This window comes from Psychrobacillus insolitus (assembly GCF_003254155.1).
In the GTDB taxonomy this organism is placed as follows: domain Bacteria; phylum Bacillota; class Bacilli; order Bacillales_A; family Planococcaceae; genus Psychrobacillus; species Psychrobacillus insolitus.
In genome coordinates this window covers 1-17716 of sequence record NZ_QKZI01000016.1, presented here as the reverse complement: position 1 = coordinate 17716, position 17716 = coordinate 1, and the positions used below count along the sequence as shown (strand labels likewise).

The 17716-nt window shown below is 36.8% G+C and carries 16 protein-coding genes and 2 rRNA genes; 10 read left to right on the top strand and 8 right to left on the bottom strand.

The window, feature by feature from the left end; translation table 11 throughout:
- The first annotated feature begins 113 nt into the window (after positions 1–113).
- Positions 114–229 (top strand): 5S ribosomal RNA (rrf, locus tag C7437_RS16195).
- Positions 230–544: 315 nt separating this feature from the next.
- Here rrf and C7437_RS16190 read toward each other — a convergent pair.
- A complete protein-coding gene (locus tag C7437_RS16190) occupies positions 545–955 on the bottom strand; it encodes a hypothetical protein (protein ID WP_111441040.1) in 411 nt (136 codons plus the stop codon).
- Between the two features lie 15 nt (positions 956–970).
- Positions 971–1138: a hypothetical protein gene (locus tag C7437_RS17030; protein WP_170122402.1), complete on the bottom strand. Its 168-nt coding sequence runs from the start codon at positions 1136–1138 to the stop codon at positions 971–973.
- A gap of 303 nt (positions 1139–1441) precedes the next feature.
- Between C7437_RS17030 and C7437_RS16185 the strand changes: the two genes are divergently transcribed.
- Together C7437_RS16185 and C7437_RS16180 are read left to right on the top strand one after the other, a co-directional pair.
- On the top strand, positions 1442–1684 hold the full coding sequence (locus C7437_RS16185; RefSeq protein ID WP_111441039.1) for a DUF3006 domain-containing protein: 243 nt from the start codon (positions 1442–1444) through the stop codon (positions 1682–1684).
- A gap of 59 nt (positions 1685–1743) precedes the next feature.
- Positions 1744–2301 carry a site-specific integrase gene (locus tag C7437_RS16180; RefSeq protein ID WP_111441038.1) on the top strand — a complete coding sequence of 186 codons (558 nt, stop codon included), beginning with the start codon at positions 1744–1746 and terminating at the stop codon, positions 2299–2301.
- Positions 2302–2837: 536 nt separating this feature from the next.
- Here C7437_RS16180 and C7437_RS16175 read toward each other — a convergent pair.
- The 5 genes from C7437_RS16175 to C7437_RS16155 are packed head-to-tail and all read right to left on the bottom strand — an operon-like array spanning position 2838 to position 6790.
- Complete coding sequence (locus tag C7437_RS16175) at positions 2838–3608, bottom strand: FAD synthetase family protein (RefSeq protein WP_111441037.1); 771 nt, start codon at positions 3606–3608, stop codon at positions 2838–2840.
- A gap of 17 nt (positions 3609–3625) precedes the next feature.
- Positions 3626–4627, bottom strand: coding sequence for a 4-hydroxy-2-oxovalerate aldolase (gene dmpG, locus C7437_RS16170; RefSeq protein WP_111441036.1), 1002 nt, complete (start codon positions 4625–4627; stop codon positions 3626–3628).
- Positions 4624–5511: an acetaldehyde dehydrogenase (acetylating) gene (locus tag C7437_RS16165; protein ID WP_111441035.1), complete on the bottom strand. Its 888-nt coding sequence runs from the start codon at positions 5509–5511 to the stop codon at positions 4624–4626. Before C7437_RS16165 ends, dmpG begins: the two co-directional genes overlap by 4 nt.
- Positions 5508–6302 carry a 2-keto-4-pentenoate hydratase gene (locus C7437_RS16160; protein WP_111441034.1) on the bottom strand — a complete coding sequence of 265 codons (795 nt, stop codon included), beginning with the start codon at positions 6300–6302 and terminating at the stop codon, positions 5508–5510. The genes C7437_RS16165 and C7437_RS16160 overlap by 4 nt, the downstream gene beginning before the upstream one ends.
- Before the next feature lie 14 nt (positions 6303–6316).
- Positions 6317–6790 (bottom strand): flavin reductase family protein, encoded by a 474-nt coding sequence (locus C7437_RS16155; RefSeq protein ID WP_111441033.1) that lies wholly within the window; start codon positions 6788–6790, stop codon positions 6317–6319.
- Positions 6791–7274: 484 nt separating this feature from the next.
- Here C7437_RS16155 and C7437_RS16150 point away from each other — a divergent pair, with 484 nt between their 5' ends.
- A complete protein-coding gene (locus C7437_RS16150) occupies positions 7275–8570 on the top strand; it encodes an MFS transporter (RefSeq protein ID WP_111441032.1) in 1296 nt (431 codons plus the stop codon).
- 172 nt (positions 8571–8742) lie between these two features.
- On the opposite strand, the gene C7437_RS16145 is transcribed toward C7437_RS16150, so the two are convergent.
- Positions 8743–10542, bottom strand: coding sequence for a helix-turn-helix domain-containing protein (locus C7437_RS16145; protein WP_111441031.1), 1800 nt, complete (start codon positions 10540–10542; stop codon positions 8743–8745).
- Positions 10543–10719: 177 nt separating this feature from the next.
- Here C7437_RS16145 and C7437_RS16140 point away from each other — a divergent pair, with 177 nt between their 5' ends.
- From C7437_RS16140 to C7437_RS16105, 6 genes are all read left to right on the top strand, one after another.
- Positions 10720–11616, top strand: coding sequence for an alpha/beta fold hydrolase (locus C7437_RS16140; RefSeq protein WP_111441030.1), 897 nt, complete (start codon positions 10720–10722; stop codon positions 11614–11616).
- A 24-nt stretch (positions 11617–11640) separates the two neighbouring features.
- On the top strand, positions 11641–12810 hold the full coding sequence (locus C7437_RS16135; RefSeq protein WP_111441029.1) for an acyl-CoA dehydrogenase family protein: 1170 nt from the start codon (positions 11641–11643) through the stop codon (positions 12808–12810).
- An 89-nt stretch (positions 12811–12899) separates the two neighbouring features.
- Entirely contained in the window at positions 12900–13880 is a 981-nt protein-coding gene (locus C7437_RS16130) for a VOC family protein (RefSeq protein ID WP_111441028.1), read from the top strand.
- A gap of 767 nt (positions 13881–14647) precedes the next feature.
- Entirely contained in the window at positions 14648–15718 is a 1071-nt protein-coding gene (locus tag C7437_RS16125; RefSeq protein ID WP_211310042.1) for an AbrB family transcriptional regulator, read from the top strand.
- 299 nt (positions 15719–16017) lie between these two features.
- Positions 16018–16281, top strand: coding sequence for a tyrosine-type recombinase/integrase (locus C7437_RS16115; RefSeq protein ID WP_111441026.1), 264 nt, complete (start codon positions 16018–16020; stop codon positions 16279–16281).
- A 1344-nt stretch (positions 16282–17625) separates the two neighbouring features.
- Positions 17626–17716 (top strand): 16S ribosomal RNA (locus C7437_RS16105); the annotation flags it as partial.

Below are 17716 nucleotides of genomic sequence, written 5' to 3'. Positions count from 1 at the left end.
AAGCGTGGCGACACGTGCAGCTGACGAATACTAATCGATCGAGGACTTAACCAAATAATGAATACGTAAAATCAATGTCTTTTATCCAGTTTTGAGTGAACAAGCACTCATTGTCTAGTGACGATGGCGAAGAGGCCACACCCGTTCCCATCCCGAACACGGAAGTTAAGCTCTTCAGCGCCGATGGTAGTTGGGGGTTTCCCCCTGTGAGAGTAGGACGTCGCTAGGCACTATAAAAAGGTCGTTACCGAATTCTCGGTGACGGCTTTTTTGTTGTTTAGAAAAAAGGTTCCATGTCAAATTTTGGGTGAAGAAAAATTCACTTGGCCTTAACCAACATGAGTTTCTTCTATTTAATACCCCTATTAGCTGTCCCTTGATACTAAAGGATTGTGCCTGAATATTTTGGTAGGTAATATCTACGCCTACCGATTAAGGGGTTTTAAGTATAAAAAAAGAACAAGTATTCTTAATTTAATTAACAGCCAAATAACTCTAAATAACAGTTTCAAAGTAAAAAAAAAATAAAGCACCCCTAAGAGTGCTACAAGTAATTTAAAAGTTTATCTCCAATAAGTGGAAAAATTCTTCCTATCTCACTTACACTTTTCTCTTGTAAAGCAAATCCTCTATCATATTCACTTTCGTTAAAATGAATTTCATTAGACGATCTTACATTATTACTATCGTTTAAAATTATAATACTTTCAATATACTTCCTAAACCATTCTACATATTCATTATGCAAGTTCTGTATAATGAGAGGCGTTTTAACCTCTTTTAAAGATTCCGTAGCATATTCGAAACATTTTATTTTTTCATTCATTTCCTCTTTATATATTTTGAAATTTTGAAAAGAAAAGACGTCTACTTCCTCAGGTGATTTAATCAAATTACTAATGTTGATGATTAAGTCTCCAACAGAGTCCAGTCTTTTAGCATATTCTACTTTCATTTTATAATCTCCTATTTAGTATTGATTAAAGTTCTTTAATTGTTTTCGATAGTCAGCAATTCTTCCATAAGTTTCTTCAAGTTGCTGTATAGTATTTGCAGCTCTTGATTTGATATATTTCTCAATATTCATGTATTCTTCTGCAATCTTTTCTTGTAATTCAACTTTTATTTCTCTGTTCAATTAAACCACCCCTCTCATAATATTCCATAATTGTAACCATAATATTTTTGTTTGTATAGACAATTCTGAAATTTCTAAACTAATTAATAATTATTCATTAAACTTCCACTTTGTTAATCTTCCATAATAGGTAGTGAATTTTATTATTTAATTTTCATTCAAATTATATGTAATTCCTGGTGTTTCTACTTCACTAGCTAACTGGACAGCAATGAGCGCTTAATACCCGTATGGTGTAAAAGAAGGACATCCTACATACGCTGCAACGCATGACCGAGATAAAGACACTTGAGCATGTGAAAGGTGAAAAAGACTTATACATTAGATCGTTTTGATAATTTTTTCGGAGTTTTTTTACTTCGATCAGATGAATCAGAGCAATTACTGATTCCTAACGGATTAATAGATAACTCTATTAAAGAAGGGGATATAGTCGAGATTCAAAAAACAGAGTACAGCTATGATATTGCTCTCTTAAAAGAAGAAACGGAACAAATAAAAGATAAAGAAAGTAGCTTATTAGACCAACTAAAGAATAATAAGTAAATAATGAAAGAGGAACGTTCTAACAAGTAGAGCGTTCCTTTTTTAATGAAGAAACTTTTTTGCGTTTGAAACGACAACGAGGTGTTCGAGCAGAAAATCAACAGGATGTCCTTCGATTAATTGATCGGTATGATACGAATAAAAAGGCAGATATTCGTAAAAGAGCGATTTACTTAGTCAATTTAATTACGGCTAATCGTCCATCTGAAATGGTGAGACTAAAGATGAGTGACTTTGATTTAGAGAATCGTTCGGTTTGGGTCATGATGAAAAAGCAAGGGGAGATGAAAGAAAAACGCCTGACACTTGAGTGCGTACAATCTATGAGTAAGTATATCCAGACATGTGAGTTACAGCCAGAGGATTACTTTGTGGGAGCTTCTGATAAATGGGGTAATCATACAAGCAGACAAATTCATGAAGATAGTTACAATCAATCCATTCATGCTTGGCTTGGTTTTGCACCGTATACATTCCGAAAACCCCAAATTACAGCAATGTACAACAAAGGGGCTGACATCCCAACGATTGCTAAACAATCTGGTCATAAATCGCATCAAACGATTATGGAGCATTACATTAACTTGAAAAGCAGTGATGTGGATGAATTTTTATAAAAATGAAGATTAATGAATTCGTTATCAACCAATTTTTATTCGTAGTTTTGTAGGTGTATCATTGTCTTCATATATAAAAGAGCCAGTTAAATACTTGTAGACCACATTTCTTTCATTTAATACTAAATTGAGCAGTTAAAGTGCTGTACTTACAAAGACTTTACTTCCAACAGTTTAAATAGACTGTATCCAGTTAATTGTGTGCAAGATAACAGGGTTTTATAATAAAGATGCTAAAGGTAACACGTTCTGTTGGCGTTTCCGTATACAAAAGTAATCGGAAAGCTCTAAATAAAAAAGGAAGGGACGCTAGATTTAGCGTTCCTTCCTTTTTTAAGTTCTTAGTTGTATGTAATTGCAGCGGGAATTCTATCAACTATTCTGTTTTGCTTTTACTTATCAAAGTGTTAAATACTAAAGTCACAAGTACTACCTATCACTATTTCCAAAACGTTGGTGAGACCCCAAATAGAAACAGGATTTGTTCCAAAAGAACATAAAATAAAGATTATTTGAAATAGAAGATGTAATAGGATTTATAATCTTTCTATCCATTTAATTGTAAGCACACTATCAATAATTGATGAATCATATTTTAGAAGGATTTTCTTATTGGATTTCACCGTCGCAATTGCCTCCAAAATAGAGCCATCCTTTTCAATTAAGATTTTATATTTCCCCATTTTGGGTAGCGAATAATTAGGGAATAACCCATTTTTACAACAATATTTTGTTATATAATAGTCCCCTAGCAAACTACGGATTTCTTGCAATTTACATTCATTTAACAACTTACGAATTAACGTGGAGCTAATTTTTTGACCTTGCCACTTTAGCTCTTCAACAATCGTTACCCCGGTTTGCTGTAATGCGTATTGTTTTAATGTTTCTGCATTACCACTCGCTTTTGCGCCATATGTATAGTCAAAGCCACAAATGATTTCCTTTGCATGAAGTCCAGTGACATACTGTTGGATAAATTCATCTGCACCTACTTTAGCTAATTCCTTTGTAAATTCTACAACATAAAATAGATCGACGCCCAAACTCTCTAACTTTTCTATTTTTTGCTCGATTGGCTCTAAGTAAGAAACGTCAAAGTTGGGAATTAATACGCTTTTTGGATGTGGAAAAAAGGAAAGGACCGCCAATGAAAGGTGATTTTTCAAAGCTTGTTGCTTTGCGGCCTCCACTACTTTTTGATGTCCTAGATGTACACCATCAAAGTACCCAAGTGCCATGGCAACCTCTGGTGCTTTTGATTGTAAATCGTGTAAATTAGTTGCATTCACATGTATGACTTTCATTGGGGTTCCTCCTTTTCTTAAGCCTTAATTAAATGTTGTGCTACCTCATAAATTAAATCTTCTTGTCCACCAACCGTCTTCATTCTACCCAGTTCCATTAAAATATCGCGCTCATCCACCCCGAATTGTTGTGCAGCTTTTTGTGCGTGTAGTAAGAAACTGGAATATACACCGGCATGGCCTAGCAATAGACTCCCGCCTGTAATTTCCTGCGGTTGCTGCATCATTGGTGCGATTACTTGATTGGCTACATCTAGTATTTTATATAAGTCAATGTCTGCTTGGTAACCTAGCTTTTCAAGTACAGCGACCATCACCTCTGTTTGTGTGTTTCCAGCCCCAGCCCCAAGCGCTCGTATACTACCGTCAATATAAGTTGCACCTGACTCGACAGCCGCAATTGTATTGGCCATCGCCATTGATAAATTATTGTGCGCATGGAATCCGATTTCACATTGTAGTTCCTGACGTAATGCTTGGATACGTGCTGTCACATCTTGTGGTAGCATCGCTCCTGCGGAATCAGTCACATACACAATTTCTGCACCATACGATTCAAACAGTTTTGCTTGCTCTACAATTTTCTCAACCGGTGCCATATGCGACATCATTAAAAATCCAGCTGTCTTTAACCCAAGCTCACGACCTAATTGAATATGTTGCGCAGCTACATCTGCTTCTGTTACATGCGTTGCTACACGAACCATTTTTGCGCCTAATCTCGCTGCTGCCTGTAAGTTTTCTTTTGTCCCAATGCCAGGAATTAATAGTACCGATACCTCAGATGTTGTACACTCCGACACAGCTGTTTCAATGAGTTTTAGCTCATCTGTTGCAGATAAGCCGTATTGCAACGAAGAACCACCTAAACCATCACCATGTGAAACTTCAAAGTAGCGAACTCCCGCCGCATTTAATCCTTTTGCAACAGCACGCACTTGTTCCTCTGTAAAAGCATGGCGGACAGAATGGCTACCATCCCGTAATGACACATCTAAAATCTCAAATGATTTACTCATTTTATGGCCTCCTTTTCTCGTAGTAAATGACGTGCCATTTCGTTACCTACTTGTACTGCAGCTGCTGTCATAATATCTAAGTTACCTGCGTAAGCAGGTAAATAATCAGCTGCCCCATTTACTTCAAGGAAAATAGATACCTTTTTCCCTTCAAATATCGGGTCTCCCTTTAATGTATAGCCTGGTACATATTTTTGTACCTCAGAGACCATTTCTTGAATGGAATTAAGAATTTCTTTCTCATGGCCTTCTTCTTCAACTAGCGCATGAACCGTATCACGCATTATAATCGGCGGCTCCGCAGGATTTAAAATTATAATTGCCTTGCCTTTTTTCGCCCCACCAACGACTTCGATTGCTCTCGATGTCGTACTTGTAAACTCATCGATATTCGCTCGTGTTCCTGGACCTGCACTTTTACTCGCAATTGTTGCCACGATTTCTGCATACTCTACTTGTACAACACGATTAATCGCATGAATCATCGGAATCGTTGCCTGTCCGCCACATGTCACCATATTCACATTGGATTTTTCGATGTGCTCATTCAGATTTACTGGTGGAACTGTAAATGGTCCAATCGCAGCTGGTGTTAAATCAATGACCTTTTTGCCAGCAGCTATTAATATTTCGCTATTTATTGCATGCGCATAAGCGCTTGTTGCATCATAAACAATGTCCACTAGATCGAGGCGTTCAGCTAGGCCCTTGATACCAGTGGAAATAATTTCATAGCCACGGTCTTTCGCACGTTTTAAACCATCAGAATCTGGGTCAATCCCTACCATGACACTCATTTCTAATACCGGACTACGCTCAATTTTATACATTAAGTCCGTCCCGATATTTCCTGATCCAATAATTCCTACTTTAAGCTTTGTCATTTTTTCACCACTTCCTTCAAAATGTTAACGCTTACTTTTCCGAGTATACCGAAGTCAGCTTCGAACTCATCGCCTGCTTCAAAGGTAACAGCTTTTGATAGCGCACCTGATAAAACAAACATGCCTGGCTCGAGAGAAATACCATATGCACTCACTTCATTTGCTAACCAAACAACCGCATTGAGTGGGTTACCTAAAACGGCCGCGCTCGTTGCCTGGTCTAAAAATTCCCCATTTTTCTTCACAATCATTGGAATATTTGTTATGTCTTCAATATCTTTAAGTTGTGTACGCTTTTCACCTAAAATTGCACCTGCTGAAGAACCATTGTCTGCCACTGTATCCTCGAATTTGATTTTCCAATTCGCGATACGGCTATCGATTACTTCTACTGCTGGTACAACATAATCAGTTGCATCGATTACATCTTGCATCGTTACTTTTGGCCCTTTTAACTTTTTATTGAAAACAAATGCAATTTCAAACTCTACCTTTGGTTGAATAAAAGATTCAGTAGATAAACCTTCTAATTCGTCGTATACCATCGTATCTAAAATAAAGCCGTAGTCTGGTGTATATACATTCAACATTTCTTGCATCGCTTTACTTGTTAAGCCAATTTTTAGCCCTTTTACTGTTGCCCCTGTATCAATCTTTTGACGAATTTGCGCTAATTGCACTGCATAAGCATCAGCAACTGTAATATTTTCATAGGTTTCAGTTAATGGTGCAATTGACTGTTTCGTACGTTCTGCTTCAAGCAATTCTTCAGCCATTAATTGAGTATTCATAGACATTTCTCCTTTTATGAATTAACTGTTTCTAACACAGTCAATTGACGATATTTACCACTGAAGAACAATAACGGATTTTTATCCTCAAGACGTAAATCTACTACTTTACCAATGAATAATGTATGGTCACCTTCTACATGTTCTGATACGACTTCACATGCTATTTGAGCAATAGCCCCTTTTAATACTGGTAACTCAGCTAACGTTTCAAATTCTACTACTTCACCAGGTTGCCCAGCGAAATGACGTGAATAATGCTCTTGATCTTCCGCTAAAATATTTACTGTATATTTCTTAGATTGTGAAATTTTCTCTAAAAGTTTTGTTTTATGTCCAATAGAAATTACGACAAGCTTTGGGTCCAATGATACTGACATGAAACCGTTAGCGGTCATTCCATGTGTTTCTCCCTCGTTTTTAGTTAAAAGAACAGTTACCCCTGTAGCAAACTTTCCCATTGCATCTCTAAATAAACGATCATCCATCCTAATTCCCCCATTCTTATGCGAATAATTTAATCATAAATGAGTCTGTTTAAAATTATCATTCCATTTTTTATTGAAAATTCGGATAAAAACAATAAAAATCATATGCAACCAAGTTTGGATTTTTCGTGAAAAAACTTTAGAGAAAATCAGATTTATCAATATATCCCAATGTAAAAAGAAATCATTTTTTACATTGGGACTTTTTTCTATCTTTTAAACACAAGCTGGTATCCTTTATTTTTTTTCTTGTAAATCTATTGTTTTTCAAATAGAATTCGATCAGTAGGAATAATAATTTTCTGAATTTTCCGCCAGAGAATATTACCTTTTTACAAATATGGTAGAAATAATGTTGAAAGAAATGCATTTTTTCAAACAAATGGAGGTGTGAAATCGTCCTAACAATGTTTTGAAAGCGCTAACACTTTTCTTGCAAAGTAATGCGAATGGGAAAAAATAAAGTAAAACAAGGGGGATTTTCATGCGTTGGATTGTATTAGTATTTCTATTTTTACTAGCTGTTTTAAACTATACGGATAAATCAGTTTTAGGGTTAGCCGCAGAACCAATCATGTCAGAACTAAATTTATCGTATGATCATTTTGGTTTAGTCGGAAGTGGCTTCTTCGCTGCATACGCTGTCGGAAGTATTGTTTTAGGTACACTGACGTATCGCTTCAACTCAAAATATTTATTAATGATGATTGCTACTGGATGGACAATTTCATTAGCAAGCGCTTATTTTGTAGAAACGTTAACACATTTAATTTTACTACGTGTTGTCTTAGGTTTCTTCGAGGGTGGTACGCTCGGTTTAAGCATAGTCCATCTTGCACGATGGTTCACTAGTTCACAACGCGGTCTTGCTGTAGCTATTATGACTTCTGGTACAACAATTGGTACGTATTTAGCTGCACCATTATTAGTATCGGGTATTACAAACTTAGGTTGGCAACATACTTTCGCATTGTTAGGGGTAGCAAGCTTTTTATGGGCACTCCTCTTCTTCTTTATGAAGGACGAGCCAGAGATACCACTGGTCGAAGAAGTAAAATCTTTAGCTTCTAACAAAGAAGTACCGTTCAAGGATCTTTTAAAAGTATTCTTTAACCCTTATGTATTATCAATTGTAGTTGTAGGTTTCGTATCAATGTGGATTACAGTTTGGGTTCTTACATGGGCACCAACTTACTTAATACAAATCGTTGGTCTTGAGCCACAAAATATGGCCCTACTGTTCGCTGGAATGGGTATTACAGGCACGGTATTCGCAATTTGTATGGGTAAATTTACAGACTTCTTATTTAAGAAAAATAAAAGCCTTATCAAATCTTATGACCGTGTATTAATTATAGTATTACTTGTTGGTGCGGCTTCTTACGCAATGACAACAATTGTATCTTCACCAGTTTTAGCATGTATTTTCTTAGGGGTCGGCTTAGTAATGAACACAAGCTTATTACCGTTAAATACTGCGATTAAAACGTTAATCGTTCCAAAAAACTTATTAGGTAGTGTAACCGGTATTTCATTATCTATTGCAAGTATGGCTGGTATAATCGGTCCATGGGCAACTGGTTACTTAATAACGCTAGCGGGCACTGACGTTCGCGCTGGATTCAACTCAGGAGTGTTAATTATAGTTGGTTTATACACTGCAACTGCAATCGTGTTATTAGTTACACGTAAATTAAAAATTACAGCAACTGGAAAAGACGATGCAATTCGTGTTGCTGCAGAAGAGAAAATGAAATTAGATGTTGCTGCAGAGCAATAAAATTGCCACATGAGTTTATCCCATAAAAAAAGAACTGTAGACAACCTCGAAAATTGAGTTTGTTTACAGTTCTTTTTTGTTTAATAATGGTATTCACTAAGTTGTTACTTTCCATTTAGGCGTACGTCTCAAATAATTAATAAATAAAATCTCGTTAAATATACTTCTATTTTTATTTTGCAAATTCCTCAAAGCTTAAGCTGTCCGATAATATCAGCACCTGAATAACTAGTAAAATATATGCTGCTGTCGCTGCGTTTTTTAGAGAGACTTGTAGCAGCTCTTCAATTTGTTTTATACGATATTGGACACCACCGATTGATAAAGTCAACTCATCCGTCGTCTCTTTTAAGCGCTGGCTATTTAATAAATAGACGTAAAGCGTGTGCAACAACTCCTTTTTACGTGGATCGTCGAAATTGTATAAGTCTTTTAACGTCTTTTTCGCCATTTCATGCAGCTGCTCAATACTCATGTTCTTTACGATATCACCAATCATTCCTAAATCTTCGTAATCTGTTAGTAGCTTTTGGTTTGGGAAACGCTGTGCGACACGCGCCTCTTTTAGTGAACGTTCGAAATCTTTAAAGTTGCTAAACGTTCCGCTAAGCCCGAGCGAATATTTATAATCGCTATTTTGTTTCTCCATCTTTTGAAAAGTTATTGAGATTTTCTTTTTCCATCCTGTTTTATCACTATTTTGCGAGTAAAGGAACGCAATTTCTTCCCCGAGTATCGCAAAAATGCAAGGTAAATCCCACTCTTTTGCTAACTTGGATAGCTGTGTTAACTGGTCATGAATGTCAATAATCTCGTTATGTTTCTTTTGCACACCAATAATACCTGTAGAAAACGGAGGCTGAAACTTAAACGGTAAAAATTTATAGTAAGATTCGATATTTTTAAGATTTCGATTATGAATTAAGCGCTCTAATAGCGAGCTACGCATACGTTGTTGCTCTTCAAACTGCGCCTCCTCGTATAAAACACATAACGCCACGACCGTTGAAATACGTCCTAAAAATAAGTGATCGTTTTCATCCACAAGCTTTTCATCAAAGTAAAAAAATGAACATGTAGCATATTTTTTTTTATTAATAAGAACAGGTACCGTTAATTTCCAATATTTATCGCCTTTGTAATGCGAAACGTTGTGCTTATCTTCAAACTTTGCTAATTTCGCCTTATCTATTTTAATTACCTGCTGCTGCTCTTCCGTTAAACCAATTTGACTTAACGGATTTCCGTGAATATCCTCAATCAAAATTGGGATGTTCAATAGCTCATAAGCAGTCTGAATAATTTCGTCCATCGAATGCTTCTCCGTTACTTTTTGCGTGAGCTGACTTTGAAATATCGAAATTTTTTCGAGCATTTTCTTATGATGTAAAAGTGCGTCATATGTCATTTCAAGCTCAGATAAAATGTTGTCGTTTTGATATAGTTGAATAAGCTCTTCCTTCTCTTCGAGCCAATCGCGCTCCAAACGAACTTGAAACTCGCAGCACGGATCACCTTTTGCCACGCACTTGTATTCAACGGCAATAATTGACTCGCCAAATTCATATGTCAATGCACCACTCGCAAAGCCACATAACATATGACAAACACATTCATTTGCTAAACCGTAATTTTTAAGGTGCAATTCTGCTTCGAATGATTCTACCCATTGTCCCCACGTCTCGATACATTCAATCGTGCCATCTGGATGGCGCACAATTTCCCCCATGAAAATAACATCTTTTACGTGACCTAAGCGCGAGTGTCTTTTACCGACAGGATTAATCGTGTTTTTATTTTGGAGCTTATTTTTTGCTGATTCCATTCCGAACTCTTTGCCAAATCGGAATAAAAAGCCTTTCGTTTTATAAGTTCCAATGTTGTTAAATAAATTGTTTTTTAATGTGTGAAAGGCATTTGCTGACATTAAAATATTCTTCGTCTCGCTAGAATCAAATACAACTTCACTCATCAAAATTACCCCCTTTTCAACTTACTATTCTAATATTACATAAATAAAATATAATTTTCAATAAATTTTAAAGATTATGACCATTTATTCAATAAAAATCGCTATGATAATGAAAAATTGTAACAGTTATACTCAAAACAGAAAGTTGAATAGCAATCATCAAAAGGGGGTAAAACAATGACAATTTTTGAAGGATTTCATAATAGTTACGTATTAGCAAACGGCGTACGTACACATTATTCATGGGCCGGAACAGAAGGACCAGCTGTAATTTTACTACACGGTGCAGGACCTGGAGCTTGCGGCGCAGCAGGTTGGCGTCATATGTTACCTGCATTAGCGAAAGCTGGATTCCGTGCATACGCAGTAGACCAATTATCAATGGGCCTCACAGATGCACGCCCTCACGCTTGGCCAGTAATTGGACATCAAAGCTTAGTGAATCATGTACATGATTTTATTGAAGCGTTGTGCTTAGATGAAGTATCCCTTGTCGGTAACTCACAAGGTGCTTACGTTGCAGCTAAATATGCAATTGACCACCCTGAAAAAGTAAACAAAGTTGTTTATATCGGCAGTAATACAATGTATCAAGCGATGCAAGAAGTACCCGAAAGAAAGCTGCGTTCATTCTTAGAAGTGATTGGTTACGACTATACAGAAGAATCGTTGCGCAATTTTATGTACCGTAATTCAACTGACGAAACAGTCATACCTGAAGAACTAATTCAACTACGTCATCGAGCGGCAACTCGCCCAGGCATAAAAGAGTCAAATCAAGCGTTCGATGCTTATTTAGCAAGAATTAATGAAGAACCAAAGCTTTGGGATCGTTACTGCATTAAAGATTCATTACCAAAATTAAAAATTCCAGGCTTATTCATTTGGGGTAACCAAGATACTGTTGCACCAGTTGAGACAGGTTACAAGCTTAAGGAATTATTACAGAATGTTAAATTTGAATTTATTGAAAACTGCGGTCACCAAGCACAAACTGATCAACCAGAAATTGTAAATAAATTTGTCATCGATTTTTTAGCAGTGGAAAAAGAACAAGCAGTTCCAGCACAATAAACTAATTTTGAAAGGAATGATCACATGGTAACGGTAGTTGAAAAAAAAGCGCTTTATGAAGAGTTTATGCAAAAAGCAAGGCGTATCGGCGAAGCTGCAGAGTTAGAAGCAATCGAAGCAGATCACAACTCAACAATTTCACAACGTATCGCAGATATTATTCGCGAGGAGGAAATTCACCGTTTAATTTTACCGAAAGAGTTTGGCTATCCACAACTTGATTGGCGCACGTTCGTTGATATGGTAAGCACAATTGGTTACCACAACTTATCTGCTTCATGGTTAGCGTACTTCTTCTCAGTCCACAACGCTTGGGTAAGCTATTATCCAAAGCACATTCGTGATGAAGTCATTAACCAAGGTGGCTTCGTAGCTGATGTATTTGCACCAATCGGCGAAGTAAAACCAGTTGAAGACGGCTACATCGTTTCAGGTAGATACAATTTTGTAAGCGGTATCAACTACTGCGATTGGGTCGGTGTTGGCGCAATGATGCAATTCGAAGACACGGACAAGCCCGAGCGTGTAGGTATTTTATTAAAAGTTTCTGACTTAGAAGTTGTGAAAACATGGGACTCTCTTGGTCTTCGTGGATCAGGTAGTAATACATTAATCGTCGATGATATTTTTGTTAAGCCTGATGCAATTTTACGCTTTAGCAAAATTATCGAAAAGAGCCAACCAGCGTATGAAGATTTCGATCAAGACTACTTATTCTATAACACACCATTCTACCCTGGCTTCTACGTAGGGTTCGCAGCGATGGCTGTTGGTGGTGCAGAGCGTGTACTTGACGAATTCGAAAAGCATACAGCAGGTCGCGTACGCTTCTCTGGCATAAATGAAAAAGACTCTCCTACGAGTCAACGCGTGCTTGCGGAGTTAAAGGTTGAAATGCTTTCTATTAAGGGTTTGTTATCTGAATACATCACAATGATGGAAACAGATAAAGGTGGCGCATACGAAGGCGCAAAATATAAAGCAATCCGTGCTACAATTATCGAAAAGTGTACTCATATCGGCGTAAAAGCGCTACTTACTTTAGGTGGACACGCATTATTAAAAGGTCACCCAGTAGAGCTATTCACTCGTGACTTAATTGCAGTCGGAACACATATTACTTCTTTATATGAAGACGGTATTTTAGGTTACGGTAGACATTTATTCGGTGTTGATACAAAAATTCAAGGGTAATACTAGCATTCAAAAATGCGGTTTATTAAGATTTAATTCGCATTTTACATACCCTTTTGTATAAAAAAAATAATATGAGGTGAACATAAATGGAAAAATTTCTTTACGCACCGGAAATAGCAAAATTAGGACACGTATCTTTAGTATCAGCAGATCTTGAAAAGTCTTTATGGTTCTTCCGAGATACAATCGGCTTAGAAGAAACAGAAGTTGTAGACGGCGTACACTATTTACGAGCTTGGGGAGACTTCGAACACCATACATTATCAATTACAGCTGGTGAAACTTCTTACATCGATCATATTGGCTGGCGTACAAAACGTCGCGAGGACGTAGCAACTTTCGCGAAATTATTAGAAGATGCTGGCACAGAAGTACGTTGGATACAAGCTGGCGATGAATTAGCACAAGGTGAAGCAATCCGCTTCGAATTACCAAGTGGTCATCGCTTCGAGCTTTACTACGATATGGAAAAAACACCTGCTGATGAATCGCGTAAATCAGTACTTAAAAACCAAACTTATAAATCTTGGGCGAAAGGTGTATCTCCACGCCGTATCGACCACGTAAACTTACAAACTTCTGAAGACAACTCTGTAATCGTAAAGTATTTACAAGAAGCGTTAGGTTTCAAATTGCGCGAATATTTTGTAAATCCAGACGATATACCAGTAGCAAGCTGGTTATCGGTAACAAATTTAGTGCATGACGTAGCAATCATATCTACACCACGTTCAAAAGAGCCAAACGAAATGCACCATATCGCTTACTGGTTAGACAACGCACAAGACTTACTACGTGCTGCTGACATTTTATGCGAAGCGGAGGTACAATTCGTAGGTCCTGGTAAACACGGTATTTCTCAAGCAATGTACATTTACGTAAAAGATCCAGGAAGCGGCTTACGTCTTGAAATCTTCACAAACAGCTACTTAATCTTCGAGCCAGACTGGGAGCCAGTGAAATGGACTTATGAAGAATATTTGAAAAATGGGTCTGCATACTGGGGCGACCGTCGCCGCGATGACGTAGTTCGTGAAGAACAAGTAAAAGAATTAGCGAAATCATAATAACTAAACCACTAGTATTCATGATGATGAATACTAGTGGTTTCTTAAGTAATAAATTACTAACCTTGCATAATAGTAGACTGCAATCTCAAACATATTTTCAATATAATTTTCAAAAAAAGATGAATACCGGAATAGAGGTAATGCTGTCCATTTGGAACCTTTATACAAATGGGAAGGGGAAACAATCAAAAGTAGATCCTTAGGGGACTTCGACCTTTTTATATTGCCGTAACCAATGCCAGGCTTCTTTCCAAAGTGTCGCATTTTACCAACATGTAAATTGTAGAAGCGACTTTTTGTTTAGGAATGAATCAAATTCTTAAGCTGTAAGACGAAAAAAGTCCATCGTCCGTAAAGGAATTAAAAGGTTTATAATCTACATATCCACGGTCAAAGACATCCAGGTCTTCTTTGTCACCGAGGAGGACTTCAAGCTACTTACAGTCATGTTCCTTCGCATTTGTCATGACTTATTTATTGGGATATTGTGAACCAACTTAGGTGAAGACAAGCTGTAAATGTAGTTTTTAACCGAATTTTATTTTTGGAAACTCACCCCATTTACCAGCAGAGGTTTTTGAGTGTATCATTGTCCATGCGTGGTCCTTTATATTGGATTTGGACAGGAACTACCTGTACAAACCACTATAAAGGACTTTTTTACATTCATTTAATTTTTGGATATTGTATTTATTTTTAATGTTGTTTATTTATTAATGCAACGCTAGTAGTAATAAATGTAGATGGAAATATTATAGGAAGGGGTGTTACTGTTGAAGGCAATGTTAAAGGTGTTAGTACTATCTTTAATTGGCGGGTATATGTTTAGCCTGCTACACATCCCTATACCATGGATGCTCGGCCCAATTGTTGTCGTCATGTTATCCCAATTTTTTTATAAAGGACCGCTCAAATGGTCCGGAAAAATGCGTGATTTAGGAATCGTCCTGGTCGGTACCGTAATTGGTATACAGTTTAACATCGATTTATTCGGCATGATGGATTCAATTTTAATTTACATGATAATACTAAACGTTATATTAATCGGAGGCTCAATCGGCATCGCCTACTTAACGAGTATATGGGCAAAAATCCCGATGCAAGCTGCTGTACTAGGTGCTATCCCAGGAGGTTTAGGCCAAATCATTGTCTTTGCCGAAGAAGAAAAAGTTAAAGAAATCGGCGTTATTTCTTATTTTCAAATAATTCGGCTATTACTAATCGTTGTATTTGTACCGTTTATCGTCGCTGGCCAAGTAATGAGTAAGCAGCCGACTGAAGCGAAGCTAACGATTAGTTTAGTATTATTAATTGCGCTTGCATGGGTATGCTCATATTTTATGGAACGCATCCATTTGCCTGTCGCATTTTTCATCACACCAATTATTTTGTTAATTACCTTGCAACTCACAGCACCAATCGCAATGCCGCCAGTACCAGGCATCGTCATGGGCATCGCTCAGCTGCTAATCGGAGCCCATATCGGCTTAATGCTCAAGCCAGATATGATTAGGCTTCCGGTACGCGTACTTGTAGGCGGCATTTTCAGCGCATTCGCACTGATCGCCCTAACATTCGGCTCAAGCTTCCTAATGTCGTTTGCATTGGGCACAACATTCGCTACAAGTTTCCTAAGCACAGCCCCAGGTGGCTTAGATCAAATGGTATTATTAGCTGAAGCAGTTAATGCAGAGGTCTCGCTTGTTTCGATGTTCCAAACATTCAGGCTACTGTTCATCTTTATTTTAATTATGCCTTTGATGAAATTATTTTACCGGTGGCGAGGAAAAAAAGAGATTGTCTACAATCAAGACAGCAGTGTAGTAAAGTATTAATATATAAAAGTATATTTTGGAAATATATTATTTGGAGTATTTCTACTTCGATCAGATGAATCGGAGCAATTACTGATTCCTCGCGTATTAATAGATAGTTCTATTAGTGAAGGGGATATTGTCGAGATTCAAAAAAACGAATGGTGATTATGAGTTTGTTCTATTAAAAGAAGAAACGGAACACGCGAAAGATAGAGTAAGTAGCTTATTAGAGCAACTAAAAAAGAATAATAAATAATGAAAGAGGAACGCTCTAACGATTAGAGCGTTCCTTTTTTTATGAAGAAACTTTTTTACGGTTGAAACCACAACGTGGTGTTCGAGCAGAAAATCAACAGGATGTCCTTCAATTAATTGATCGGTATGATACGAATAAAAAGTCGGATATTCGTAAAAGAGCGATTTGCTTGGTTAATTTAATTACTGCTAATCGTCCATCCGAAATGGTGAGACTAAAGATGAGTGACTTTGATTTAGAGAAACATTCGGTTTGGGTCATGATGAAAAAAATGCCTGACACTTTAGTGCGTACAATCTGTGAGTATGTATATCCAGGCATGTGAGTTACAGTCAGAGGATTACTTTGTGGGAGCTTCTGATAAATGGGGTAATCATACAAGCAGACAAATTCATGAAGATAGTTACAATCCATCCATCCATGCTTAGCTTGGTTTTGCACCGTATACTTTCCGAAAAACGTAAAGTACAGCAATGTACAACAAAGGGGCTGACATCCCAACGATTGCTAAACAATCTGGTCATAAATCGTATCAAACGATTATGGAGCATTACATTAATTTGAAAAGCAGTGATGTGGATGAATTTTTATAAAAGTGAAGATTAATGGATTCGTTATCACCCAATTTTTGTTTGTAGTTTTGTAGGTGTATCATTGTCTTCATAAAAAGAGCCAGTTAAATACTCTTAGAAACACAGATTCTATTTTCTAAAATTGTAAAGCGAATCAATTCCTTCAAGCGCTCATTTTCATTGAGTTTCTCTTTTGCCAACCGTGAAAGTGGGCCACTAGTGGCCAGAAATAATCATTTAAATCTTACATATAATGCTTCACTTGTAGACTATTAACTACATGTAGACCACGAGTTTCTTTTATTATATAAGGATCTTTTTTTAATATTTCTTTGATTTACACCGAACATATTCTTCTCTAAATTATTGGGTAATAGTAACTTTTGGTGGATCAAAACTGTGCCATTTTGCAAATCTACATCAATTCCTTCACGCTGTCGTTTTCAATCGCGTTCCTCATCGGTCATCCGTGAAAGAATTTGTAAGACGGAGATAATATTCTAAGCCTGAAGTATCTGAAGTATCTGAAGTGGAGAAGTGTATGCTGAAATTAGTCTTAAAATAAAAGGACCTCCACTAGCTTTTACTTGAGAAAGGTAGTGAAGGTCCTGCCAACATGAGTTCTATTATGAAAAAGTACTTGATTGAAATTTCCCGGTATTGTCCTTTTTTATCTTTTTAAATGGAGAGGGGAAATAAGAGAAATGAGTTTCTTATATATATATATATATATAACTTTCGGTAAATCAGCGATTCAACATTTCTGTTTAGAAATTAAAAGAAAAGACTTGCTAAAAGATTTACAGGGTGTTATGATTACCTCCTGTCGTTTTAACTATTAAATTTCTTAAAAACGAAATTAAAAAAGTTGTTGACAAAGGTATTGTAATTTGTTATGATATTAAAGTCGTCAAAACGACGCAACAAAATGAACATTGAAAACTGAACATGCAAAACGTTAAGAAATACAGCTTATTGACTAACTTCGGTTAGTTCGATAGCAAAACATTTTTGACATCATTTAATGATGATGCCAGCAAAACAAAATGAGCTTTTAAACTAGTTCTAATTTGTTAGTTTCCTTTTGGAAGCTAACTATTATGGAGAGTTTGATCCTGGCTCAGGACGAACGCTGGCGGCATGCCTAATACATGCAAGTCGAGCGAATGATGAAGAAGCTTGCTTCTT

What these genes read in the sequence shown, in the direction of transcription:
- C7437_RS16175 (WP_111441037.1), bottom strand. Translation starts at nt 3,608, where the DNA reads ATGAAAGTCATACATGTGAATGCAACTAATTTACACGATTTACAATCA.
- C7437_RS16130 (WP_111441028.1), top strand. Translation starts at nt 12,900, where the DNA reads ATGGAAAAATTTCTTTACGCACCGGAAATAGCAAAATTAGGACACGTA.
- C7437_RS16190 (WP_111441040.1), bottom strand. Translation starts at nt 955, where the DNA reads ATGAAAGTAGAATATGCTAAAAGACTGGACTCTGTTGGAGACTTAATC.
- C7437_RS16155 (WP_111441033.1), bottom strand. Translation starts at nt 6,790, where the DNA reads ATGGATGATCGTTTATTTAGAGATGCAATGGGAAAGTTTGCTACAGGG.
- C7437_RS16140 (WP_111441030.1), top strand. Translation starts at nt 10,720, where the DNA reads ATGACAATTTTTGAAGGATTTCATAATAGTTACGTATTAGCAAACGGC.
- C7437_RS16145 (WP_111441031.1), bottom strand. Translation starts at nt 10,542, where the DNA reads ATGAGTGAAGTTGTATTTGATTCTAGCGAGACGAAGAATATTTTAATG.
- C7437_RS16165 (WP_111441035.1), bottom strand. Translation starts at nt 5,511, where the DNA reads ATGACAAAGCTTAAAGTAGGAATTATTGGATCAGGAAATATCGGGACG.
- dmpG (WP_111441036.1), bottom strand. Translation starts at nt 4,627, where the DNA reads ATGAGTAAATCATTTGAGATTTTAGATGTGTCATTACGGGATGGTAGC.
- C7437_RS16135 (WP_111441029.1), top strand. Translation starts at nt 11,641, where the DNA reads ATGGTAACGGTAGTTGAAAAAAAAGCGCTTTATGAAGAGTTTATGCAA.
- C7437_RS16160 (WP_111441034.1), bottom strand. Translation starts at nt 6,302, where the DNA reads ATGAATACTCAATTAATGGCTGAAGAATTGCTTGAAGCAGAACGTACG.
- C7437_RS16150 (WP_111441032.1), top strand. Translation starts at nt 7,275, where the DNA reads ATGCGTTGGATTGTATTAGTATTTCTATTTTTACTAGCTGTTTTAAAC.